Here is a 22,862-nt window from a genome sequence, read left to right on the forward strand (position 1 = left end):
CAGGGCCAGCCAGGCTTCAGCACAATCACAGATGAGTAGAGGACCCTTCAGTTCTGCTAAAGTCTCCCCATGGCTGAGCTTGATCTGCACCGGCTCCACCTGCTGCGGGAAGTGGGTCGACTGGGCTCCCTGACGTCGGCCGCGGCGGCCCTGTCCTTCACGACGTCCGCGGTCTCCCAGCAGATCTCCAAGCTCGAGCGCGAGATGGGGGTGGCACTCCTGGAGCGGCATCCCCGAGGGGTGGTCCTCACCGAGGCCGGCACGGCGCTGCTGCGGTACGCCGACGACCTGGACCGCACGATCGAGGCGGCCCACGCCGAGATGGCCGAGTTCGCCGGTCTGGGGAGGGGCCAACTGCGGATGGGCACCTTCCCCACCGTCGGCGCCTCGCTCATGCCCGACGTCGTCCTCGCCTTTCGCGCGCGCTTCCCGGAGGTGTCCGTGACCGTGGTCAGTGCCCGACGAGGAGGTCTCATCGAGCGGCTCAAGCGCCGGGACATCGAGCTGACGCTGCTGTGGGACTACCCGTGGGAGCAGATCGAGGACGAGGAGCTGGCCCTGACGCCGCTCATGAACGACCCGACCGTGCTCCTGGTCCCCCGCCAGCACCCCCTCGCCGCCGGCGGACCCGTCCGCATCGGCACCCTGCAGGAGCAGGAGTGGATCGTCCGCGACGAGCACCCCGTCGCCGACGTCCTCCGACGCGTGTGCCGTGATGCCGGCTTCGAGCCCCGCATCGCCTTCGCCGCGAACGACTATCAGGAGACCCAGGGCATGGTCGCGGCCGGCATCGGGATCGCGCTCGCGCCCGAGCTCGCGCTGAGCGCCCTGCGTCCCGACGTCGCGGTCGTCCCGATCGAGGGATCCCCCACCCGCCGGATCCTCCTCGCCCGGCTCACCGGACGCCGGCTGAGTCCGGCAGGGCAGGCGGCCACGGCGGTGTTCCGGTCAACGGCCGAGCGCACCCAGAGCCCGGCGCGGCGCCCCTGACGAGGATGACGCGTGACGAAACGCCCGGCTGCTCGACCCCCTAGAGTGACGCCATGAGCCACCCCTCTTCGGCCGGGAGGCCCACCTCGTCGTCGCTGCGGCGCACACCGCGTCTGGTCCTCGCGTACGTACGCTCCACCGCCCGCGCCGGATGGCTGCGCGTCCGCGGCGCGGTCGTGCCCAACACCCAGTCGGCGGTCTTCGCCACCGCGTCCTGGCTGATCTGCCGGTACCTGATCGGCGACCCGAGCCCGATCTTCGCGCCGATCGCGACGTTCCTCTGCCTCGGCTTCACCCGCAACCGCGAGCCTCGCAAGGTGATCGAGGTGGGGATCGGCGCGACCATCGGTGTGCTGCTCGGCGAGGTGGTGGTCGCCGCGATCGGCTTCGGCTGGTGGCAGCTGGGGCTGGTGCTGCTGACGACACCGCTGTTGGGGCGGTTCCTGGACCGGTCCGACCTGATGACCTTCCAGACCGCGATCAACACCATGGTGGTGGGGTCGATGTCGCTCGTCGCGGCGACGGCGCGGGCGCCCGGCGCGGTCAGCGCCCCGTTCGGCCGCTGGGTCGATGCTCTCGTCGGCGTGGCCGTGGCCCTGGTGGCGGCGGCGGTGCTGCCCCAGAGCCTGACGAGCCGGCCACGTCGCTACACCGCCTCGGCCCTGGCCGGACTGGCGCGGGCGCTGGATTCCATCGCCGAGGGCATGACGGACGGTGACGTCCGCAAGGTCGCCGAGGCGTACGCCGACCTGTCGGTGGCCCGCAACCAGGTCGGCGACGGGCAGACGGCTCGGCACTCCGCCGCGGACATGGCCCGGCTCAACCCCGCCCGACGCGCGGACCGGCACCAACTGGCCGAACTCGACCGACTGCTCCGGCTCAGCGACAGGCTCAACGGCACCCTCTTCGTCCTGGCGCGCCAGGCCGCCGGGATCGTCGGCGAGTCGGGCCGTCAGCCCGCTGTCGCGGAACTGGCCTCCGACGCCGCGGCGTCCCTGCACGACCTGGCGCGCCAGATCGGGCACTGGGAGAAGCCCATCCGGGCCCGGGAGACGGCCCTGATGATGGCGGCCCGGCTCTCTCCCGACGACATCGACACGTCCACCGGCTGGCGGACCACGGCGCTGGTCTCGCTGTTGCGCGCGGTCGCGGTCGACCTGCTGCAACTGACGGGGCTGTCCCTGCCGCAGGCCCGGGCGGCGCTGCCTGACATCGGACGGCTCGATCCCGGGTCGGGCTCCGACGACGTCATCGCGATGCCCGAGGAAGCCCCCTCCAATCTGTGGGGGACATCAACCTTTCCCGTCATCCCCGAGCACCCGCCCTCGCGTCGCCGACCGAAGGACTCCCCGCACCAGGACACGCCGGACGACGAAGGGTCGGGCTGATCAGCTGATCCCGGTCACCGGGCGCCCGTTCTCCAGGTAGACGCAGCGCCGGGCGACGAGCGCGCGGCGGACCCGGCGCCGGACGGGCTTGCGGAGCAGTTCGAGGCCCTCCTCCACGGGGACGAACCGGTACTCCGCCACCTCCCGCGGGTCGATGGCGATATCGGCCACCCGTTCTTCCGACAGCGCCCCGCAGTGGAAGAGGAACCGCAGGCCGAGCTTGCGCCCGTCCCGGCCCGGCCGGGTGTCGACGCAGACCAGGCGCGCCTCGTCGACGACCAGCCCGACCTCCTCGAACACCTCCCGCCGGCAGGCCTCCCACGGCGTCTCACCGCTCGCCTCCATGATCCCGCCGGGGATCGTCCAGCCCGACTTGTACGTCGGCTTGAGCACCAACAGGCGGCCTGCCCCGTCGAGCAGGATCGCCCCCGCCGAGACGGGGATCTCTTGTGGCACGTAGCCCGGGAACGGTGCCTCCGGACCGGCTGCGGCCGCCTCGGGTGTGTCGGTCATGGCTCCAGCATGCACCGGTCGGGGTCGCCGGACCCTGCGGGGGGTTCACAGCGGGCCCGGGAACGGTGACCATGGACGGGTGGGCCGTCCCCCGCGATCGGCCGGACGACCACCGGAGACCGGAAGCCCCGCTGAGGAAGGCACGTCCCATGAGCACCATCCTGACCCCCCGTGAGGCGAGTGTCGCGGCACCCGGCTGGCGGCTCCTCGCCGGCCAACTGCACCTTTCCGCCGACTTCGGCGACTTCGACCGGGCGATGGAGTTCGTCACGGCCGTCGCCGAAGTGGCCCGTACGCTCGACCATCACCCCGACATCGACATCCGCTGGTCACGGGTGCACCTCAGCGTCTCCACCCATGCCGTCGGCGCCCTCACCAACCGCGACGTCCGCCTCGCCACCCAGGTCAGTGGGCTGCTGGCGGACCGGGGCATCCAGCCCGACCACGCGCGGCTGAGCGCGGTCGAGATCGCCATCGACACCATGGACAGTGACGCCATCCGGCCGTTCTGGGCGGCGGTGCTGGGCCGCCCGCTCCCCAAGGTCGAACTGCCCGACGAGGAGGAGCCGGACGTCCCCGACCCGGACGCCCTGGGCCCGCGCATCCGGTTCGAACAATTGCTGGCCCCCTGCCAGGTCGCAACCGGGTGCGCGTGGACGTCTGGGTGTCCCACGACGAGGCCGAGCGGCGGATCGAGCACGCCCGGGCCGCGGGTGGCCGCCTGGTGAGCGAGGCCCATGCGCCGGCGTTCTGGGTCCTCGCCGACGCCGAAGGGAACATCGCCTGCCTCTGCACCTGGCAGGGCCGCGACTGGGAGTGAGACGGGCGCCATGGACGTCGTCATCACGCTCACCCTGTTCACCTTCGTCGTCCTGGTGGTGACCTGGTGGGCCGAGCGGTTGCGGATCCCGGCGCCCTTCGCGCTGATCCTCGTCGGCATCACGGGATCCGTGCTGCCCTTCCTCCGGGTGCCGGCCCTGTCCCCGGATCTCGTCCTGGTCGGCCTGCTGCCGCCACTGCTCTACGCCGCCGCCGTCAACACCCCGCTGGCGGACTTCCGCTCGCACCTCACGTCGATCGGCTGGTTGTCCATCGGACTGGTGCTGTTCACCACGGCGGGGGTCGCGCTGGTGGTCAGGCCGCTGCTCGGGGTCCCGTGGCCCGCCGCCCTCGCCATCGGCGCGATCGTCGCCCCGCCGGATGCGGTGGCCGCGACCGCCGTGGCCCGCCGGGTCGGGCTCCCCCGGCGCGTCGTGACGATTCTCGAAGGCGAGTCGCTGGTCAACGACGCCACCGCGCTGGTGAGCCTGCGCTCGGCCACCCTGGCGCTCACGGCGGCCCTCTCGGTGGGCGCGGTGCTGCTGGACTTCGGCCGGGCCGTCGTCCTCGCGGTGGCCGTCGGCCTCGGGGTGGCGCGACTGGCCGGGCTCTTCTTCCGACGTCTCCGGGACGCCGCGATGACAGTGGGCCTGTCCTTCCTGGTGCCGTTCACGGCGTACGCCGTCACCGAGCTCCTGCACGGCTCCGGCGTCCTCGCCGTCGTGGTCGCCGGGATCGTGCTCGGCCACCGGGCGCAGCGCGAGCAGACGGCGGAAGCGCGGCTCTCGGCGCGGATCAACTGGCAGACCCTGCAGTTCCTGCTGGAGAACGCCGTGTTCCTGCTGATCGGGCTGCAGACGCGCGACATCGTGGCCTCCGCCTGGGGCTCCGCCACCAGGCACGGGACCGTGATCGCGGTCTGTCTGGCGGCCCTGGGCGCCGTCATCGTGCTGCGCCTCGTCTGGCTGCTGGGCACCGGGGTGCTCCTGGTCCGCCGCGGCTCTCGTCCCTGGGCCGAGACACTCGTCCTGGGCTGGGCGGGGATGCGGGGCGTGGTGACGCTCGCGGCCGCCCTGACGCTTCCGCTCTCCACGCCGGGCCGCCCGGTGCTGGTGCTGATCGCCCTCGTCGTCACGCTGGGGACGCTGTCGATCCAGGGGCTGACACTGCCCCCACTGGCCCGGCGACTGGAGCTGCGGGGACCGGACGCCCGCGAGGACGCGATCGAGTCCGCGATGATCCTGCAACGCGCCTCGGCGGCAGGCCTCGACGCCGCCGACGAGGCTGCGGGCCCGGAGGACGAGGGGACGGTCGACCTGCTCAGGGCCGAGAACACCCACCGTCTCAACACCGTGTGGGAGCGCCTCGGACGGCCCGGCTCCGAACGCGAAACCCCCGAGGCAGCGCATCGCCGGCTGCGTCGGGTGGCGCTGGAACGCGAGCGGGAGGTCATCCTCGACATCCGCGACGAGGGCCGCGCGGACCAGACGGTCATCTCCCAGGTGCTGAACGCCCTCGACCTGGAGGACGTGATGACCCAACGCCTCGTCGACCGCAGCGAGGCGATCCGGGGCGGCCTGTCGGTGCACAGCCTGGCCGAGCCGTGCCAGCACCTGCAGGAGGCGGCCGACTGCGCCAAACCCGGCTCGTACACGGGCTGCCCGGACTGTGAGCGGGAGGGCCTGGTCTGGGTCCACCTGCGGATGTGCCTGACCTGCGGCAACATCGGCTGCTGCGACTCGTCGCCGGGCAACCATGCGCGCAAGCACTTCGACCGGACCGGGCATCCCGTGATGCGGTCCTTCGAACCCGGTGAGGCCTGGCGCTGGTGCTACCTCGACGAGGTGATCTCCGAGTGAGGTGATCTCCACGTGACGGATGTGCGCGTCCCACGCTGAGGCACGAACCAGGCCCGCGGTAAGGCCCGCCTTGCCCCCACTTACTCCACGTGGAATAGTTGGCGCGGAACATCGAGCCGTGACCTGCACCACATCCACGGCCCGGACGACGCCAGCAGGGGGAGGGGACCAGATGGCGCTCACACCGCTGCAGCTCTCCGCCCTGGCGATCCTGCACGAGGGCCCGTCGCACCCGTACGAGGTCTACCAACTCATGCTCCAGCGCCGCGAGGACCGGGTCGTCAAAGTCCGGCCCGGCACGCTGTACCACGCCATCGGCCGCCTGGCCGACGAGGGGCTGCTCACCTCCTGCGGCACGGACCGGTGCGGCAACCGCCCGGAACGTACGACCTATCGGATCACCGAGGCGGGCCGATCCGCCCTCCGCGCGACGGTCGACGAATGGGTGTCCCGGCCGGTCTACGAATACCCGCGCTTCCCCTGCGCCATCGCCGAACTGCACGAACTGCCCGCCGAGGAGGCCGTCGCCCTGCTCACCGTCCGCGCCGAGCGCCTCGAGGCCGAGCACGCCCTCCTCACCAAGGCTCTGGCGTACGTCGGCGCCCGGGGTCTCCCGGAGCGTTTCGTCCTCGATCTCGACTACCAGGCCACCGTCCTGGTGGCCGAGACCCGCTGGTTGCGCACGCTGGCCGGCAGGATCGGCGACGGCAGCCTGAGCTGGGACTCCCCCGCTCCCGACCGCGGCCCGGGCGACCTCCCCGACCGGCCGCTGAGCAGCTCCCCCTACTACGACCCATCCCTGTACGGACCCCACGAACTCGAGGAGAAGCCATGAGCAGCACCCGCGACGACCGGGTCGACGCCGGCCCCGTCGAGTCAGCCCCCGAACCAGCCCCCAGCTCCGCTGGCACTCAGGCCGGGCATCCGGTCGAGGACCACGGCATCTCCACCCGCGACGCCTGGCGCGCGCTGGTCGCCCTGGTCGTCGGATTCTTCATGATCCTGATCGACACCACGATCGTCTCGGTGGCGATGCCGCACATCATCACCGGACTCAACACCACCCTCACCGCGGCCATCTGGGTCACCAGCGCCTACCTGCTGGCGTACGCCGTCCCGCTGCTGATCACCGGCCGGCTCGGCGACCGCTACGGCCCGAAGAACCTCTACCTCATCGGCCTGGCCGTGTTCACCCTCTCCTCGCTGGCCTGCGGCCTGTCCGGCACTGCCGCCGCGCTGATCACCTGGCGCGTGGTGCAGGGCCTGGGCGCCGCGCTGATGACCCCGCAGACGATGGCGGTGATCACCCGGCTGTTCCCGCCGAAGGAGCGGGCCCAGGCGATGTCGCTGTGGGGTGCCACCGCCGGCGTCGCGATGCTGGTCGGCCCGTTGCTCGGTGGTCTGCTGACCGACGGCTTCGGTTGGGAGTGGATCTTCTTCATCAACGTGCCCGTGGGTGTCCTCGGCTTCCTCGCCGCGGTGCGTCTGGTGCCGGCCCTGCCGGTGCACTCGCACTCCTTCGACTGGCTCGGTGTGGCCCTCAGCGCGATCGGCACCTTCCTGCTGGTCTTCGGCATCCAGGAGGGCAACACCTACCACTGGGCCGGCATCACCGACGACCTCACCATCGGCGGCCTGCACACGCACGTCCCGGTCTCCGTCCCGGGGCTGATCATCATCGGGACCCTCGTACTGGTCGCTTTCGTCGCCTGGCAGGCGCTCAACAAGCGCGAGCCACTGGTCCCGCTGGGCCTGTTCCGGGACCGGAACTTCTCCGCCGCCAACGCCGCGATCACGGTGATGGGCTTCTGCGTCGTCGGCACCTCGTTCCCGCTGATGCTCTTCTACCAGGAGGTCAAGGGCCTGACTCCGACCCAGGCAGCCCTGACGATGATCCCGATGGCGCTGCTGTCCGGCGGTCTGGCGCCGCTCACCGGCAAGTTGCAGACGCAGGTCAATCCGAAGTGGCTGGCCGTGCTCGGCTTCCTGCTCTTCTCCGCGTCGCAGGTGTGGGCCTGGTCGATCACCAAGGCCGACACCCCGATCTGGATGTTCCTGCTCCCGCTCGCCCTGCTCGGCCTGGCGAACAGCCTGATCTGGGGCCCGCTGTCGATGACGGCGACCCGCAACCTGCCGCCCCGGCTCGCCGGCGCGGGCTCGGGCATCTACAACACGACGCGGCAGATGGGCAGCGTCCTGGGGTCGGCGTCGATCGCCGCGGTGATGTCGAGCCGCCTGCAGGTCCAGATGACCAAGGCCGTCGACGCCCTGCCGCCGGCCCAGCGCGCCCACATCCCCGCCGGTACGTCGACCGAAGGCTTCTCCGGGGCTCTGCCGGCATTCCTGCACGACGCCTTCGCCACGGCCATGGGACAGTCCCTGCTGCTCGGCGCCGCCGCGATCCTGCTGGGTCTGGTGGCGGCGCTGTTCTTCGCCAAGCCCCCGCTGAGCACATGAACCGCCGCGGCGCCTGAGGCCTTCGTACGGTCGGGGCCTGGTGGCTCGCGCCGGGACGCGCCGGTCGGACAGGCGCACGCCGGACGCCCTGCGGGAGGGGTTGGGACCCACTTCTTCACCATAGGTTTGCCCTATGGCTGCTCCGCAGACACCGTACTGCGCCGTCGTGTGGTGGAGGGCCCTGGTGGCGCCGCATCGCCGCGGACGACCCGGCCGAGGTACGCCTCCTGCACCCGGGGGTTGTCGAGGAGCTCCGACGCGCCGCCCTCCAGCACGATCTCCCCGGTGGCCAGCACGTAACCCCTGGAGGCGATGGAGAGCGCCAGTTCCGCCTGCTGCTCGACGAACAGCACCGCCACTGCGAGCTCCCGGTTGATCCGTACGATCTCGTCCAGCACCTGGTCGACGAGTCTCGGGGCGAGTCCCATCGTCGGCTCGTCCATGCACACGAGCTTCGGGCGGCTCATCAGGGCGCGGGCGAAGGCGAGCATCTGCTGCTCCCCGCCCGACAAGGTGCCGGCCTGCTGGCGGCGTCGCTCGCCGAGGCGCGGGAAATGGTCCCGCATCCGCTCGAGGTCCTCAGCGATGCCGGTCTTGTCGCGGCGAGTGTAGGCACCCGCGATCAGGTTCTCGTCGACGGTCATCTGCGGAAACACGCGCCGTGCCTCGGGCACGGAGGCGATGCCGGCCCGGACGCGTTGGCTCGTGGAGGCGTGGGTGATCTCCTCGCCGTCGAAGTGGACGGTTCCGGACTTCGGCCGGACGAGGCCGAGGACCGTCTTCATCGTGGTCGACTTGCCGCTGGCGTTGCCGCCGAGCAGGGAGACGATCTCTCCTCGCCCGACGCTCAGCGTGTTGCCGCGCAGGGCGTGGAACGGTCCGTAGTACACGTGGATGTCGTGGAGTGCGAGCAGGTCGTTCACAGCAGATCCGATCCTCCGAGGCCACGGCGGCGACCGAGGTAGGCCTCGACCACCACTGGGTCGTGGCGCACCACCTCCGGGCGCCCCTGAGCGATGATCCGACCGCCGTCCATCACGATGACCCGGTCCGAGACGCTCATCACCAGGTCGAGCTTGTGCTCCACCAGGAGGATCGCTTGTCCCTCCGCCTTGAGGTCGAGCAGTTGCTCGAGCACCTCGGCTGTCTCGGACGGGTTCATCCCCGCGGTCGGCTCGTCGAGGACGAGCAGCTTCGGCCTCACGGCCAGCGCCCGGGCGATCTCCGTCCGTCGCCGGTTGGCGTAGCTGAGCGAATACGCCGGGTCGTCGCGGCGCGGGCCGAGCCGATCCTCGAAGCGACGAATCTCGGCTGCGACCGTGGCATCGATCAGCGCGCGCTCCCGGCGGGACGCCGGGGTCCCGATGATGGCGATGAACAGCTCGCCGAGCAGAGCGACCCACCGCAGCAGGAACAGGTGCGCCAAGGACCGGAAGGGTCTGCTGGCCCGGAGTGTCGAGTGCATGCCCACCTCCACGTTGTCCGCCACCGACAGCGTCGCGAAGGCTCTGCCGTTCTGGAACGTCCGGGCGACGCCGAACTCGGCGATCCGTGCGGCGTCGGCGGTGTCGATGCGGACCCCGTCGAGGGTGATCCGGCCGCCGTGCGGCGGGATGGTGCCGGTCACGAGGTTGAGGGTGGTGGTCTTGCCCGAGCCGTTCGGCCCGATGATCGAGACGACCTCCCGGGGGGCCACCGTGAACGAGATCCCGTCCACGGCCTTCAGCCCGTCGAACTGGCGCTCGAGACGGTCCACCTCGAGCAGTGCCCGCGGCACCCGTCCGCCATCCGCACCCGTCCCCCGTGGCCGTAGGCCGTCGAGGAGTGTCGGGTCGAGTAGTGCGTTGCTCATGAGTTCCTCACCAGGATTCCGCCCGGACGGAACCTCACCACGAGGATCAGAACCAGGCCGTAGACGATGATCCGGAGCTCCGGGGTGAACCGCAGCAGCTCCATGGCGCCGATCAGGACGATGCCCCCGACGACCGCGCCGTACGGCAGGCCGACGCCGCCCATGATGACGATCGTGACCACGAGCAGGGACATCAGCATCGTGAAGATCGTCGGGTCGATGTAGGTGTACTGATGGGCGAGCAGTGACCCTCCGACACCGGCGAAGAACGCCGACACGGCGAAAGCGAGGGCCTTGTAGTCCCGTACGCGCACGCCGGAGGCGAGCGCCGCCACCTCGTCGGAGCCCACCGAGGCGATCACCTTGCCGAGATGCGAACGGCGGATCCGCCACATCACGAGCAGGGTGAGGACGAGCACCGCGAAGTCGATCAGGTAGTAGGCGCGCGGCGTCGCCAGCACCGTGTCGCCCCACCGCGGCATCGGGATGCCGTAGATGCCCTGGGGCTGCATCAGCCGATGACCGCCACGATGACCGTTCCGACGCCGAGGGTGGCGATCGAGACATAGTGGCCCTTCACCCCCAGATCGGCGACGCCACGACCGAGGAGACGATCGCCGCGACCAACCCGGCGAGCGGGACGGCGACCCAGAACGGGACCGGGGCGTGCAGCGTCAGCAGCGCCGAGGTGTAGGCGCCGATGGCGATCGGCCCGGCCTGCCCGAGTGCCATGACGCCCGCCTGCCCCGCGGTGAGGGTGAATCCGGCGGCGATGACGGAGTAGATGAGCACCTGGGTGCCCGTGGTGAGGACATAGTCCCCGGCCACCAACGGGACGAGGATCCCGCCGACGGCGAGCGCCACCGGCCAGACCCAGCGCGGGATCACCAGCGGGCGGCCCTTGCCGAGGAAGGTGCCGGTGAGCGGCTCGGTGGAGATCAGCGGCACCTTGCCTAGCAGTCCACCCGGCCGGATGATCAGGACAAGGATGAGGATCGCGAACGTGATGATCTCGCGGGCCGTGTCACCGAAGAAGTGGATACCGAAGGCCTCCAGGACACCAAGGGCGAGGCCGCCGACGACGGCGCCGGCAAGGGAGCCCAGACCGCCAAGGGTGGCGGCGACGAAGGCGGTCATCCCGGTGTTGAGCCCCGAGGTCGGGTTGGCCACGCCGACGTACAGAGCGATGAAGACGCCGGCCAGTCCGCCCAGGGCGGAGGCGATCACGAACGCCACGTGCTGGACGAGACTGACCGGGATGCCCATCTGGAGCGCGGCCTCCTGGTCCTGGGCGGTGGCCCGGATCGCCTGGCCGACCTTCCCGTACCGGAGGAAGGCGCCCATGGCGAGCATGACGACGGTGGTGATGCCGAGCATGACCAGGTCGGAGGTGCCGAAGCGCATGTTCCCGATGTGGAGGTTGGAGGTCGGCAGCACCTGCGGGAAGACCCGGAACTCGGCAGTGAAGGCGATCTGGGACGCGTTGTCCAGGATCTGCGCCACGGCGTACGTGGACAGCATCGCCGCGAGGGGCAGGAACCTGGCCAACGGCCGTACGACCGTGATGTTGACCACCAGCCCGAGCGCGCCGCAGATGGCGACCACGAGGGGTAGCGCAACCCAGAAGGGCAGGCCCTGCTCTGCCACGAAGAGCCAGGCGAGCATGGCACCCAGTCCGAAGAAGGAGAACTGGGCGAAGTTGATGACGTTCATGACGCCGAAGACGAGGGAGATACCGACCGCTCCGAGGGCGTACACGTTCCCCCGGAGCAGGCCGGCGATCAGGGTGTCGACCATGATGTGCGGACAGACTTTCAGGCCGTCTTGTACTCGACCCAGGTGCCACCCTTGAGGATGGTCGGGGTGAGTTTGGGGGACTGCACGCGACGGGTGGCCTGATCGAAGGTGACCGCGCCATAGATGACGCTCGGGACGTCCTTGACCTCCTTGAAGCCCTGCAGGACGCCCTCGCGGGTGGTGCCACCCTGCTTGGCGGCCGCGACGGCTACGTTCAGCGCGTCATAGGCGTGCGCCTCGAAACTGGTGACGTGCTGCTCCGTCGGGTACTTCTTCCTGAAGGCGTCGACGAAGGCCTTCACCCTCGGGTCGGAGCTGGTCTCCAGGAACTGGGCGCCGATGATCGACCCCGCGGCGTCCGGGGTGGCGTCGAACGACTTCTCGTCCTGGCCTCCATAGAAGGCGCCTTGGTAGCCGATGGCACGCAGCTGGGTGACGAGCTTGGCTGCGTCCGGGCCGTAGCCGATGTGGACGAAGGCCTGGGGCTTGCCCGCCACGGCCTTGGTCAGGGACGGCCGGTAGTCGTCCGAGCTGTCCAACACGCCCTCCGCGTCGGTGATCGTCAGGCCGACCTTCTCCGCCTCCGCCTTGAAGGCCTGGTAGGCGGGGATGCCCCAGTCGGCGGTGTTGAGGTAGGTGACGGCGACGGAGCTCACGCCCTGGCTCTTGATGTAGTCAGCGGTCCACTGGTAGTTGGCGCTCGTGGTGATCGCGGTCGACCACTGGTACTCGGTGCCCTTCTGGGTGAAGGCCGGGTTCGAGTTGTTGAACCCGTACTGGAGAAGCCTTCCCGAGGTGTAGATCGGCGAGGCGGGGATGGAGGCGGCGGACGAGTAGTCGCCGAAGGCGAGGATCACGTCCTTGTCGGCGACGAACTTCTGCGCCACGGTGACAGACTGCTTGGGGTCGGATTGGGAGTCCTCGTACTTGAGGGCCACCGGGCGGCCGTTGATCCCCCGTTGGCGTTCACCTGCTCGACCGCCAGGTCGAAGCCCTCTGTGAACTGTTGGCCGTACTGCGCGTACTGACCGGTTGTCGCCGACGACACGCCGAAGTAGATCGGACGTGTGGTGGCACCGCTGCCGGCGGAGGCCGATGAGGAGCACGCGGCGGCTCCCACCGTGGTGGCCGCGGCGAGGACGAGAGCGGTTAATCTGCGCCGGCTGGGGGTGAGGAACGGCATGGTGCGGTCTCCTTCGGGTGGGAATCGTGGTGCGGTGGGGAGCAGAGAGTGCGAGCAGGGGGTGGGAGAAGGGAGTGTGAGCAGAGTGGGCGGCGTCAGCGGGCTTCGCGCAGCAGCCTCAGGGAGTCCCCGTCGGCCGGGGTCGGAACGGTGCAGCTCGGCGCGAGGAGGAACGGCCGGTCGGGCGCCGCTTCCAGCGTGGCCTCGAGCTGGGCCGCGACCTGCGTACGGTCGGCGTCGACGGCGAACAGGTCCTTGTTGACCCCGCCCACGACGGTCGTGCCGAAGGGTGCGTCGAGCTGGGGGTTGCCGGGCTGGAACTGGTCCCAGTGCAGCGCGTCGATCCGCTCGTCGGCGAACCACTCGGGGTGCGACTCGGCGCCGCAGGTGTGCAGGACCACCAGACCGTCGCCGACCGCCTCGAGCACCTGCCGGTCGTACGGCCGGGAGAACTCCTCGAAGCGGGCCCGGCCGAGCAGGTCCGTGTTGGCCGTCCCGGTGACGGCGTAGAAGATGCCGTCGAGTCCCGGGCCGCCCGCGGCGACAGGTGCGAGCAGGTGTCGGACGTAGTCCCCCAGCGTCCGGGCGATGGCGATGAGCGCGCGGTGTGTCGCATCCAGATCGCGGGTCAGCAGTTCCTCGGCCGTGATGTCCACCGCGGCTCCCGGGACGACGTCCCCGGGTAGAGGGGCAGCCCGGCCAGCTGCAGCAGGACCGACAGTGGGGAGAAGACGGTCTGGAGCAGCGCCCTGTCCGGGAGTCCTTCGCGGATGAGCGCGGCCGACGCGAGGTGCTCCGCCAGGGCCGGGTTCTCCCTCGGATCGAGGGGGCGAATCGTGGCGAGGTCGGCGACGCCGCGCACCGCGGGCGAGACGAGCCGGGGGATGACGCCGACGTAGTCATCAGGGTCATAGACCGAACCCCAGGCCTCGGCGTAGTAGACCGCCCGGGGATTGATCTTCACCCAGTCCCAGTCCCAGGCACGGTTGAACGCGACCGTCGCGCCGGCGAAGCGGGACGGGTCGTACTCCTCGCCGACGAAGTGCTGCCAGGCGCTCGTGAGGAAGCGTCGGGTCGAGTCGCCGCCGCGAAGCAGGTCGGCGAACTCCGATCGCCTGTCGGCCACTGCCGGTCCCCGTTCTGGTCCGGAGGTCTCAGCGTCGACGGAGGTGGCTGCGGGCATGGGAATACTCCTTAAACCTGTAGGTATGATGCGCTATATCCCGACACGAGCCTTGGGATCCCTACAGGGTGGGAGGTGAGCTGTGCGTGGAATGTTTCGCTGCCAGAAACATAACATCGACTTAAGTCATGAATCAACTCAGCTTTACTACGCAACCCGTCCCCGGACGCAGTGACGGGCGGCCGCGTCGGTGTGACGCGACCGCCCGTCGGGCGATCCAGGGTGAGTCAGGTGCACTCACCTCAGGCGATGCCGCCTCATGCGGGGCTCACCTCAGGCGATGCCTCACTCCTCGCCGGAGACGCCGGCACCCACGCCGACCTCCTCCTCGTCGTGCAGCTGGTTGAAGACCGAGCCGCTGATCTGCTGGCCACCCGACTTGCGCACGGACCAGCCGAAGAGCAGGCCGATCATGAACACCCCGATGGACAGGCCACCGATGCTGAAGACGATGTCACCGGGCGTACGCATCCAGCGGATCACCGTCAGGACGGGCGAGTAGAGGAACTCGGAGCTGCGCGCGTACCAGAAGCCGTGGGTGATCGAGGCCCAGGCCTGGGCCAGACCCAGCGGTAGCAGGGACAGCAGGCACATCATCAGCAGGCCGATGTTGAGGCCCCAGAAGCCGATGGCGATCGCCTTGTCGTTCCACTCCCGGCTGGGCATCAGCGAGCGCAGGCAGAACAGCATCAGGCCGATGCCGAGCATGCCGTACACACCGAAGAGGGCGGCGTGTCCGTGCAGCGGCGTGAGGTTGAGACCCTGCACGTAGAACAGCGAGATGGGCGGGTTGATCAGGAAGCCGAAGATGCCGGCGCCCAGCATGTTCCAGAAGGACACGGCCACGAAGAAGTAGACCGCCCACTTGTAGCCGACCGCCCAGGAGCTGACCTTCAGCAGACGCAGGTGACGGAAGGCCTCGAAGCCGACCAGCGCCAGCGGGACGACCTCCAGCGCGCTGAACGCCGCGCTCCAAGCCATCAGGAGATCGTTCGAACCGGTGAAGTACAGGTGGTGACCGGTGCCGATGATGCCGCCGGCCAGGAACACCGCGGTCGAGGAGATGGTGGCGGTGGCCGCCATCCGGCTCCGGACCAGGCCGAGCCGGGCGAACAGGAAGGCGATGACGGTCGTGGCGAAGACCTCGAAGAAGCCCTCCACCCACAGGTGGACGACCCACCAGCGCCAGTACTCCTGGATCGACAGGTGCCCACCGTCGGACATGCCGAAGGCCGCGCCGAAGAAGCTGGCGATGGCCAGCGAGCTCATCAGCAGCATGAGGATCAGCGAGCGCTGTCCGCCGGCCGCCAGCGGAGCCGTTTCGGTGGGGCTGTTTCCCTGGCCCGCACGGGCCCGCCGCACGGCCGGCCACATCCCGCGCGCCATCAGGAAGAACCACAGGAACAGGCCGATGAACAGGCCGATCTGCCAGACGCGGGCCAGATCCAGGTACTCCTGGCCGGTGGTGCCGAGCCACCAGTTGATCGCCAGGCCGTGACCCATGTAGCCCTGGATCGACAGCCACTCACCGGCCATCGAGCCGCCGACGACGACGATCAGCGCCCAGAAGAGCACGTCCACGCCAAGCTTCTGGTACTTCGGTTCGCGACCACCGACGGCCGGGGCGACGTACAGGCCGGTGGCGAGCCAGGCGGTGGCGATCCAGAGGATGCCGAGCTGGGTGTGCCAGGTGCGGGTCACCGCGTACGGCAGGATCCGGTCGATCGGGATGCCGTAGAGCGATCCACCCTCGACGCCGTAGTGGGCACTGATGATGCCCATCGCCATCTGCAGGACGAAGAGCGCGCCGACGATGTAGAAGTACTTGATCGTCGCCTTCTGCGACGCGGTGGCCCGGTAGCCGAGCAGCGGGTCACGCTCGGGCACATCGGTGGGCGGCGCGTCGTCCTCTTCGTGGTAGTTGTGGTACCAGACCAGACCGCCGATACCGGCGAGCAACAGGATGAAGCTGATGATGCTCCACAGCACGTTGACCGGGGTGGGAACGTTGTCGATCAGCGGCTCGTGAGGCCAGTTCTGCAGGTACGTGGCGTCGTGGCCAGGGGCGTTCGTCTCCGCCGCCCAGGCGCTCCACCAGAAGAAGTCGCTCATCTGCTGCAACTGCGTGGCGTCGGTCAGGGCGCCGCTCGGGATCGCGTACGCCACGTTGCCCTGGGAGAAGACCTGGGCATAGTGCTCCGAGGAAAGCTTCCAGGCGTCGACCCGGGTCCGGTCGATGGTGACCGTGTCGTTCGTCGCGTTGTAGGTGTTCGTCCGGATGGCGGTCTTGAGGCGGGCCTTCAGCGCCGCCTGCCGCTCGACGTCCAGGGCGTCGTAGGAGGTGGCGCCCTCCTGCTTCGCGTACTGGTCGAGCACGTAGGTGACCTCGCGGTGCAGCATGTCGGCCGTCCAGTCAGGAGCGACGTACGCGCCGTGTCCCCACACGGAGCCGATCTCCTGGCCACCGATCGACTGCCAGACCCGCTGGCCCTCGGTGATGTCGGCGCCGGTCATCACGACGTTGCCGTTGGTGTCCACGACGCGGGCGGGGATCGGCGGCTTGCTGATCCGGATCTGGTCGCCGAGGAACAGCAGCACGGCGAAGGACGAGACGACGACGAGGACGAGAGCGGTCCACCAGCGCCGATCTCGCGGACTCATCGAACGCTGGGGGGTGGTGGGGGGCGGTGGGTTGAGATCCCTGACGGTCGACACTGAGGGCTCCTTTAAATATGGGACTACCGTATTTAATATCGCACTCGTCCCACCCACGGCAAACCCGGTGGGACGCCCTCAGTCCAGCACTCTTACGTGGTGTTCGTCACACTCTTTGAGCGATCGGTGGCGGCATCCTCCGTAGGTCGGGCGTCACGTCCGCGGCCATCGCGGGACGCAGCCGTACGGCCAGGACCAGCAGCGCCGCCGCCAGGACCAGCAGGACGAGCTCGATCCACCACGGCCCGATCCTGGCTCCGGCCATCAGGATCGCGGTGAGATTCACCGTGCCATGCAGGACCACCGCCACCAGCCACGCCAGCGCCTTGCGCTGACGGTGCACCCCCCACAGCACCAGCACCGAGAGGGCCACATGGACCCCGATCGCGCTGATCCGCTCGACACCGGCGGCCAGGAACAGGACGGATGGGGTGCCGACCATGGCGTCGCGGACAGCGCCGGCTCGGTCGGCGGGAAGCATGGCGGCGAGACGGGACCACTGGCCGGTGTTGATCATCACCGCTATGACCAGGTTGGACACGTAGCTGAGCCCCACCAGAAGCATCGCCTCGATGCCACCGTGACCCAGACCGAACGAGACACCGTCGATCCAGCGATGGAAGCGCCGCAGCAGGAGCACCATCACCACGAGCCGTCCGGTCTCCTCGAACAGCCCCGCCGTGTAACTGGCGACCGGCCCGGACAGCAGGAAGGCCGCCAGCGGGTGCGCGCGGTGGGTCGCCAGCAGCGCCATCAACGGCAGCCGCGTCAGCACCTGGGCGGCGGTGAAGGCGAGGGCGCCGCAGAGGAAGGCACGCCCGACCGCCGGATAGCGGGGAGCGCCGCCCGACGTCCGCCGGGTCTGCAGCCAGATCAGGCCGCCGAGCGGGACACCGAACGCGATGACAACCGTGACCGCCATGAACACGAACGAGGCGACGGGAACCATGGAACACCCTCCGCGGATCGGATCGGATCGGAACGGGGCGCACCGGATCCGTCCGGCACGTCCCAGCATATTGACAAAACCCAGTACTTTGCAATGCACTATAGCCATGCGCACCGACCACTTGACCCAACTGCGCAAGGGTGCCCTCGAGCTGGCCGTCCTGGCCCTGCTCGACCGCGCCCCCTCGTACGGTTTCGAGATCGTCGACGGCCTCGCCGGCCTGCCCGGACTGGAGGCCACCACGGGAACGATCTACCCGCTGCTGACCCGGCTGAAGAACTCGGGACTGGTGGAGACGACGTGGCGGGAATCGCCGAAGGGGCCACCGCGCAAGTACTACACACTCGGAGCAGTCGGCCGGGCCGAACTCGCCGCGCAGGCGGCCGCCTGGCGCCAGGTGGCCAGCGCCATGGACGAACTGCTCCAGAAGGACTCCCGATGAACCTCCCCGCACCCGATCCGATCGCCACGTACGTCGAGGAGGTGGCACACCACCTGAGGACCCGCGGGCACGCCCGGCACCAGGCCCTCGCTGATCTCGAGGCCGCCCTGCGCGAGACCGCCGCGGCGTACGCCTCCGGGGAGGCCGAGGGCGAGGTGACCGAACCGGCCGCGGAGACCGGGACCGACCCGGCGGTCGCCGCGGTGGCCGACTTCGGCTCGGCCCGTGCGTACGCGGCCGAGCTCGACGCCGAACTGCGGACCGAACGCCGCTTCCGGACGGTGCTGGGGGTCCCCAATTCCCTGACCACCGGCATCCTGACCCGGATGGCCGCCACCTTCGACCCCGCGGACCACCACGTCGTCGTGCCGCACATCTTCGGCCTCGGCTGGGCGATCAACTGGGGGGCGGTCGCGGTCCGGCTGGGACTGCTCAATCCCGACGACCTCGACGACGAACTGCTCGAACGCGCGATCGCCCTGTCCGGGCGGCGGACGCGGGCCCTGGCTTGGACAGCCGTCGGCACCGCCGTGGTGGCCGCCGGGACCGCGACGGCCCGTCGACGCCGGATCGGCTTCACCGGGTGGGCCGACGTCGCCGGCGCGGCCGCCGTCGTGACCGGGGCCGGGGCGTTGGCACGGCTGGGGGCCGATCGGCGCCTGCCCGCGGGACAACGCCTGGTGGCGCCCGCCTATGCCACCTTCCTCGCCACCATCATGGCGGCGGCGATGGCCGGCGTACGGAAGGACGGGGAACGTCCGCGAGGGGCCGGATGGTGGGGACTCCCCCTCGGCACGCTGCTGTGGTGGGCCTCGACGTACGGTCCCGTGACGACGGCCGTTTCCGACACAGTGCACGAAAGCAGCGCCCCCAATTCCCGCTGATCCGCCGATGACGCGCACACATCGTCCGACCTAGTGTAATCTGCATGACACACCAGGACACGATCCCCCACATCGACGTGGCGATCATCGGCGCCGGCATCGGCGGCCTCACCCTCGCCCTGGCGCTGCGGGAACGCGGCATCGAGGCGACCCTGCTCGAACGCACCGCCGAACTCCGCGAGGTCGGGGCCGCTGTGGCACTGTCCGCGAACGCCACCACCCTCTATCGCCGGTTCGGCCTGTACGACGCCTTGGGCGAGGTCTCGTGGGCCCAGACGGATCTGGTGTTCCGTGACGGCCGCAGCGGCGCGACGCTGGCGCGGACGCCGGTGGGTGCGACCTACCGTGAACGCTTCGGAGCCGACTACTGGGGCATCCACCGCGCCGAGCTCCAGCGCATCCTGTCGAGCGCCGTCGGCGCCGAGCACATCCGGCTCTCGCACAAGGTCACCGGCCTGCGGGAGGAGGACGACCGGGTGCTGATCGACCTTGCCGACGGCAGGCAGCTGAGCGCCGGGGTGGTGGTCGGCGCCGATGGCGCCCGTTCGATGGTCCGCCGCTGGATCGTCGGCCACGACGACGCGATCTACTCGGGACGCTCCGGCTTCCGCGGCATTGTCGCGACCGAGCGGTTGACCCAGCTCCCCGATCCCCGGGCCATCCAGTTCTGGACCGGCCCGACCGGCCACCTGCTGCACTACGCGATCGGCGCCCGCGGCGAGGACGTCAACTTCCTCGCGGTGACCCGCACCCCGGCGCGCTGGACGGCCCCGGAGTGGGTCGTCCCCGCCGAGGACCGGGAGAAGTTCGCGGCGTTCGAGGGGTGGCACCCGGCCGTGACCGAGATGATCGGGGCGGTCGAGGTCGGCCAGCGCTGGGCGCTGATGCGCCGGCCCCCGCTGCGCACCTGGCACCGCGGCCGGGTCGTGCTGCTCGGGGACGCCGCCCACTCTCTGGTCCCCCACCACGGCCAGGGCGCCAACCAGTCGATCGAGGACACGTACGTGCTGGCCGAGGAGCTCGCCCGGGCGGATCTGCACGATCCCGTCCCCGCCTTCGAGGCGTACGAGGCGCGGCGTCGGCTGCGGACGCGCGGCGTGCAGTACGCGTCCTGGCAGGTGGCGAAGGCGCTGCACGTGTCTGACGGCGCGGAGGCCGAGGCGCGGAACGCCGCGATGGCCGAGGAGGACTTCCTCGAGGACAAGCTCGCCTGGATCCACGGCTACGACGCGACCGTCGACAGCGGACTGCGGCCGGGATCGGTCGGGGCGATGGCGCGCTGAGGGTGCGGGATCAGGGGAGGTCGGCGAGCATCCCGGCGAGACGGGCCACGCGCAGCCCGGCGTGCAGGTCACGGCGGGCCAGGCCGTCGGCCAGGTCCACGTCCGTGGTGGCCCGGATCCGGTCCAGTCGGTAGTAGAGGGTCGACCGATGGATGCCCAGTGCCACCGCGGTGGCCCGGGCGTCACCGCCGGCAGCCAGGTAGGCCTCGAGTGTCGGCACGTCCACCTGACGGTGGTCGGAGGCCAGCAGGCGGGCGACGGGCCCCGGCAGGTCGTCCGGGCCCAGCCGGTCGAGGGGGAGCTCCAACAGCAGCTTGTCCAGCCCCAGATCGGCCCAGCGGGTGACCCGCGGGTAGGTCGACGGATCCAGGCACGACGCCCGCCAGGCACGATCCGCTTGCCGGTAGGACGTCGCTGCGGTCGCGAGCTCCACCACCGACCCCCCGATCCCGGCACGGACGCCGCTGAGTGTCGGGGCCTGGAGGATCCGGTCGAGACGATCCACCACGACCGGCCGCGGGAACACGAGGACTCCGCGGCCGTCCACGACGCCGCCCACGGCGGTGGCGGTGGACGCCCGGGCGACCAGGTCCAGGGTCGCCTCCACCGCTGATCGCGCCTTCCAGGCGCCCTCGTCGCGGATGTCCGAAGGAACGCCGAGCACGACCACGGTGTACTGCTCGGACCCGCCGACCAGCTCCTCCCGGACCAGAGCCTCAGCGGCCCGGTGCCGTTCCTCGACCGGGGTGCCGGCGGTGAGGAGCCCGGCGAGCAGGTCGCGGGCCCGCGCCGCGTCCCGTTCGGCGTACATCGTCCGCAGGGACAGCAGCACCCCGAGGCGTTCCCGGCCACCGGCGAGGTGTTCGGCCGCCGCCGGTGAGAGTTCCTCGGCCGCCGCCAGCGAGTACACCAGATAACCGACCCGGTGCCGATGGTCGCGCAGCGGCACCAGCACCCGTCGCTCGTCGGCACCGGCGTCCAGGACGAGCGGCTCGTCGCTGCCGGCGGGAGGGTGCTCCCAGGTATCGCTGTGTGCCAGGGCGTACGAGAGACGTGCCCGGTCGTCCTCCGATTCATGGATGGAGTACGCCAGGACCCGCAGCCGGTCGTCGAGGACGATGAGGCGCCGCTGCATCACCTCCGACAGGTCCTGCAGCGCGTCGTCGAGGTTCATCACCGGACGCACGGGGAGTCCCTCCACGGGGAGTCCCTCGGGGGCCGGCTCACTGCTCCCGGTACTCCTCCGGCACGACGTCGAGATGTTCGGGACGCACCGGCGTCGAGTGTCCGGCGTACTCCGCGTGTCGCTTCAGATAGGAGCGGACGTAGGGGCAGACCGGCACCACCGTCAGACCCTCCGCGACCGTGTCGTCCAGCGCCGCCTTGGCGAGCCGGCCCGCCAGGCCCCGTCCTTCGTACTCCTTGTTGACCCCGGTGTGGTAGAGGATGCGTTCCTTGCCGTCCTCTCCGAAGGCCAGGTAGTTGATCTCACCGATCTGCTTGTCGCCGTCCCGGAGGAGGAACTGCTGCCCGGACCGATCGTGCTCGATCGAGAAGTTGTCGACCTCATCACTCATGATCTCGAGCCTAGTCACCCGATTCCCGGGTCGTGGCGGATCGGCGGGTCGCTGATGGGCGGCAGGCGACGGCCGCGCGCGCCGACCCCAGTCAGGTATGTGTGTCAACGATTTCGTTCACCACCCGGGGGGTTACATGTCACCGGCGGGGTGACATCTGGCTCGACCCGCTCGGTCACACCCTCATCCCGGCTGATGCAGGGGGCTGACCCTGCCGGACGACAGAGTGGGGGCGTGGAGAATCGTCACCCCCAGGGTGAAATGCCAGGAAGACAACAGACTCCCGATTCCGACGGCCGCCACATGGCGGCGCCCCGCCCCGAGCTGGAGGGCGAGGACTCGCCCGAGGCGGAAGCACCTGCCGATCCCACGGCGGGTGGCGCGTCCGGCCGCTGGCAACTCGCCCTACCGCACCGGGTCCACGACGGCACGTTCCACGCCGCCGTACGGCGCCTCGCCGACGCGGGAGTGACGCCGGAGGCGCTCCTGGAGGCCTACGCCGACGGCGGTGACGCGCTCTACCGTTGTGCGGTCGCAGCCGGTGATCCCCTCGGTCGCCCCTCGGCGCCCGTGGACGACGCGGGGCCCCGGAGGACGGGACGACGTGCCGCCCGCGGCTGGGCTGAGGAATACGGCGGATGCCTGGCCGTCGCCCTTGTCGCGGCGGAGATCGGCGCCCTGACCATGCACCTGGGCGCCCGCGCCGCGTTCGTCCGGGCCCGGGCTGTCCGTGACCTGTTGCTCGAGTGGCCGGCCGCCACCCTGGCGGAGGATCTGGGCGTCGCCCGGCAGAAGGTGTACGACATCGGCCGAAGGGGCGGATCGCCCGACTTCATCGCGACGACACCCTGGGCTCCTCTCGACGCTTCCCAACCTGCCACCGATGCCCACGCGGCTCCGACCGCCGGCCATGCCTCCGACAGGGCCAGGTCCTCCCTGTGGGCGGGGCCGACCTGGTTCACTGGCTGACC

General features: G+C 70.2%; 23 protein-coding genes and 1 pseudogene. 11 read left to right on the forward strand and 13 right to left on the reverse strand.

Annotated elements, in window-relative coordinates; genetic code table 11:
• Positions 1-69: 69 nt before the first annotated feature.
• Together Rai3103_RS05370 and Rai3103_RS05375 are read left to right on the forward strand one after the other, a co-directional pair.
• Complete coding sequence (locus Rai3103_RS05370) at positions 70-990, forward strand: LysR family transcriptional regulator (RefSeq protein ID WP_153571712.1); 921 nt, start codon at positions 70-72, stop codon at positions 988-990.
• A 53-nt stretch (positions 991-1,043) separates the two neighbouring features.
• On the forward strand, positions 1,044-2,378 hold the full coding sequence (locus tag Rai3103_RS05375) for an FUSC family protein (RefSeq protein WP_153571713.1): 1,335 nt from the start codon (positions 1,044-1,046) through the stop codon (positions 2,376-2,378).
• Here the strand turns inward: Rai3103_RS05375 and Rai3103_RS05380 are convergent, their stop codons facing one another.
• Complete coding sequence (locus tag Rai3103_RS05380; RefSeq protein WP_153571714.1) at positions 2,379-2,891, reverse strand: NUDIX domain-containing protein; 513 nt, start codon at positions 2,889-2,891, stop codon at positions 2,379-2,381.
• Between the two features lie 149 nt (positions 2,892-3,040).
• Between Rai3103_RS05380 and Rai3103_RS18690 the strand changes: the two are divergent.
• The 5 genes and pseudogenes from Rai3103_RS18690 to Rai3103_RS05400 form a co-directional block, all read left to right on the forward strand.
• Positions 3,041-3,289, forward strand: a pseudogene (locus tag Rai3103_RS18690) (4a-hydroxytetrahydrobiopterin dehydratase); the annotation flags it as partial.
• Between the two features lie 110 nt (positions 3,290-3,399).
• Positions 3,400-3,711: a VOC family protein gene (locus Rai3103_RS18695; protein ID WP_194793346.1), complete on the forward strand. Its 312-nt coding sequence runs from the start codon at positions 3,400-3,402 to the stop codon at positions 3,709-3,711.
• Between the two features lie 10 nt (positions 3,712-3,721).
• A complete protein-coding gene (locus tag Rai3103_RS05390) occupies positions 3,722-5,569 on the forward strand; it encodes a cation:proton antiporter domain-containing protein (RefSeq protein WP_153571716.1) in 1,848 nt (615 codons plus the stop codon).
• A gap of 172 nt (positions 5,570-5,741) precedes the next feature.
• The gene (locus tag Rai3103_RS05395) at positions 5,742-6,404 is read left to right on the forward strand and encodes a PadR family transcriptional regulator (protein WP_153571717.1); all 663 of its coding nucleotides are present in this window, start codon (positions 5,742-5,744) and stop codon (positions 6,402-6,404) included.
• Positions 6,401-8,026: a DHA2 family efflux MFS transporter permease subunit gene (locus Rai3103_RS05400; RefSeq protein ID WP_153571718.1), complete on the forward strand. Its 1,626-nt coding sequence runs from the start codon at positions 6,401-6,403 to the stop codon at positions 8,024-8,026. Before Rai3103_RS05395 ends, Rai3103_RS05400 begins: the two co-directional genes overlap by 4 nt.
• A 131-nt stretch (positions 8,027-8,157) precedes the next feature.
• Here Rai3103_RS05400 and Rai3103_RS05405 read toward each other — a convergent pair whose 3' ends face one another.
• The 10 genes from Rai3103_RS05405 to Rai3103_RS05435 all read right to left on the reverse strand — a co-directional run bounded on the left by Rai3103_RS05405 (position 8,158) and on the right by Rai3103_RS05435 (position 17,705).
• Positions 8,158-8,949 carry an ABC transporter ATP-binding protein gene (locus Rai3103_RS05405; RefSeq protein WP_153571719.1) on the reverse strand — a complete coding sequence of 264 codons (792 nt, stop codon included), beginning with the start codon at positions 8,947-8,949 and terminating at the stop codon, positions 8,158-8,160.
• The gene (locus Rai3103_RS05410; protein ID WP_153571720.1) at positions 8,946-9,878 is read right to left on the reverse strand and encodes an ABC transporter ATP-binding protein; all 933 of its coding nucleotides are present in this window, start codon (positions 9,876-9,878) and stop codon (positions 8,946-8,948) included. The genes Rai3103_RS05405 and Rai3103_RS05410 overlap by 4 nt, the downstream gene beginning before the upstream one ends.
• Complete coding sequence (locus tag Rai3103_RS17575; protein WP_228489199.1) at positions 9,875-10,390, reverse strand: branched-chain amino acid ABC transporter permease; 516 nt, start codon at positions 10,388-10,390, stop codon at positions 9,875-9,877. Before Rai3103_RS17575 ends, Rai3103_RS05410 begins: the two co-directional genes overlap by 4 nt.
• 64 nt (positions 10,391-10,454) lie before the next feature.
• On the reverse strand, positions 10,455-11,675 hold the full coding sequence (locus Rai3103_RS05415) for an ABC transporter permease subunit (RefSeq protein WP_228489200.1): 1,221 nt from the start codon (positions 11,673-11,675) through the stop codon (positions 10,455-10,457).
• 17 nt (positions 11,676-11,692) lie between these two features.
• Complete coding sequence (locus Rai3103_RS05420; RefSeq protein WP_194793281.1) at positions 11,693-12,613, reverse strand: ABC transporter substrate-binding protein; 921 nt, start codon at positions 12,611-12,613, stop codon at positions 11,693-11,695.
• Positions 12,529-12,858: a hypothetical protein gene (locus Rai3103_RS16915; RefSeq protein WP_194793282.1), complete on the reverse strand. Its 330-nt coding sequence runs from the start codon at positions 12,856-12,858 to the stop codon at positions 12,529-12,531. The genes Rai3103_RS05420 and Rai3103_RS16915 overlap by 85 nt, the downstream gene beginning before the upstream one ends.
• Before the next feature lie 95 nt (positions 12,859-12,953).
• Entirely contained in the window at positions 12,954-13,514 is a 561-nt protein-coding gene (locus Rai3103_RS17580; protein ID WP_228489201.1) for a uroporphyrinogen decarboxylase family protein, read from the reverse strand.
• On the reverse strand, positions 13,487-14,041 hold the full coding sequence (locus tag Rai3103_RS17585) for a hypothetical protein (protein WP_228489202.1): 555 nt from the start codon (positions 14,039-14,041) through the stop codon (positions 13,487-13,489). Before Rai3103_RS17585 ends, Rai3103_RS17580 begins: the two co-directional genes overlap by 28 nt.
• A 285-nt stretch (positions 14,042-14,326) precedes the next feature.
• Positions 14,327-16,702: a nitric-oxide reductase large subunit gene (locus tag Rai3103_RS05430; RefSeq protein ID WP_153571722.1), complete on the reverse strand. Its 2,376-nt coding sequence runs from the start codon at positions 16,700-16,702 to the stop codon at positions 14,327-14,329.
• A 160-nt stretch (positions 16,703-16,862) separates the two neighbouring features.
• Entirely contained in the window at positions 16,863-17,705 is an 843-nt protein-coding gene (locus Rai3103_RS05435) for a YhfC family intramembrane metalloprotease (RefSeq protein ID WP_194793283.1), read from the reverse strand.
• A 106-nt stretch (positions 17,706-17,811) separates the two neighbouring features.
• Between Rai3103_RS05435 and Rai3103_RS05440 the strand changes: the two genes are divergently transcribed.
• Genes Rai3103_RS05440 through Rai3103_RS05450 form a run of 3 tightly spaced genes read left to right on the forward strand, consistent with a single transcriptional unit; the run spans position 17,812 to position 20,314 of the window.
• Positions 17,812-18,147, forward strand: a complete 336-nt coding sequence (locus Rai3103_RS05440; protein WP_153571724.1) for a PadR family transcriptional regulator — start codon at positions 17,812-17,814, stop codon at positions 18,145-18,147.
• Positions 18,144-19,031: a DUF5808 domain-containing protein gene (locus Rai3103_RS05445; RefSeq protein ID WP_153571725.1), complete on the forward strand. Its 888-nt coding sequence runs from the start codon at positions 18,144-18,146 to the stop codon at positions 19,029-19,031. The genes Rai3103_RS05440 and Rai3103_RS05445 overlap by 4 nt, the downstream gene beginning before the upstream one ends.
• A 44-nt stretch (positions 19,032-19,075) precedes the next feature.
• Positions 19,076-20,314, forward strand: a complete 1,239-nt coding sequence (locus Rai3103_RS05450; protein ID WP_153571726.1) for an FAD-dependent monooxygenase — start codon at positions 19,076-19,078, stop codon at positions 20,312-20,314.
• A gap of 10 nt (positions 20,315-20,324) precedes the next feature.
• Here Rai3103_RS05450 and Rai3103_RS18425 read toward each other — a convergent pair whose 3' ends face one another.
• Together Rai3103_RS18425 and Rai3103_RS05460 are read right to left on the reverse strand one after the other, a co-directional pair.
• Positions 20,325-21,515, reverse strand: a complete 1,191-nt coding sequence (locus tag Rai3103_RS18425; RefSeq protein WP_153571727.1) for a PucR family transcriptional regulator — start codon at positions 21,513-21,515, stop codon at positions 20,325-20,327.
• A 22-nt stretch (positions 21,516-21,537) separates the two neighbouring features.
• The gene (locus Rai3103_RS05460) at positions 21,538-21,891 is read right to left on the reverse strand and encodes a GNAT family N-acetyltransferase (protein WP_153571728.1); all 354 of its coding nucleotides are present in this window, start codon (positions 21,889-21,891) and stop codon (positions 21,538-21,540) included.
• Between the two features lie 303 nt (positions 21,892-22,194).
• Here Rai3103_RS05460 and Rai3103_RS05465 point away from each other — a divergent pair, with 303 nt between their 5' ends.
• A complete protein-coding gene (locus tag Rai3103_RS05465; RefSeq protein ID WP_153571729.1) occupies positions 22,195-22,860 on the forward strand; it encodes a hypothetical protein in 666 nt (221 codons plus the stop codon).
• The last annotated feature ends 2 nt before the right edge of the window (positions 22,861-22,862 follow it).

The sequence above is a fragment of the Raineyella fluvialis genome, assembly GCF_009646095.1.
GTDB lineage: Bacteria > Actinomycetota > Actinomycetes > Propionibacteriales > Propionibacteriaceae > Raineyella > Raineyella fluvialis.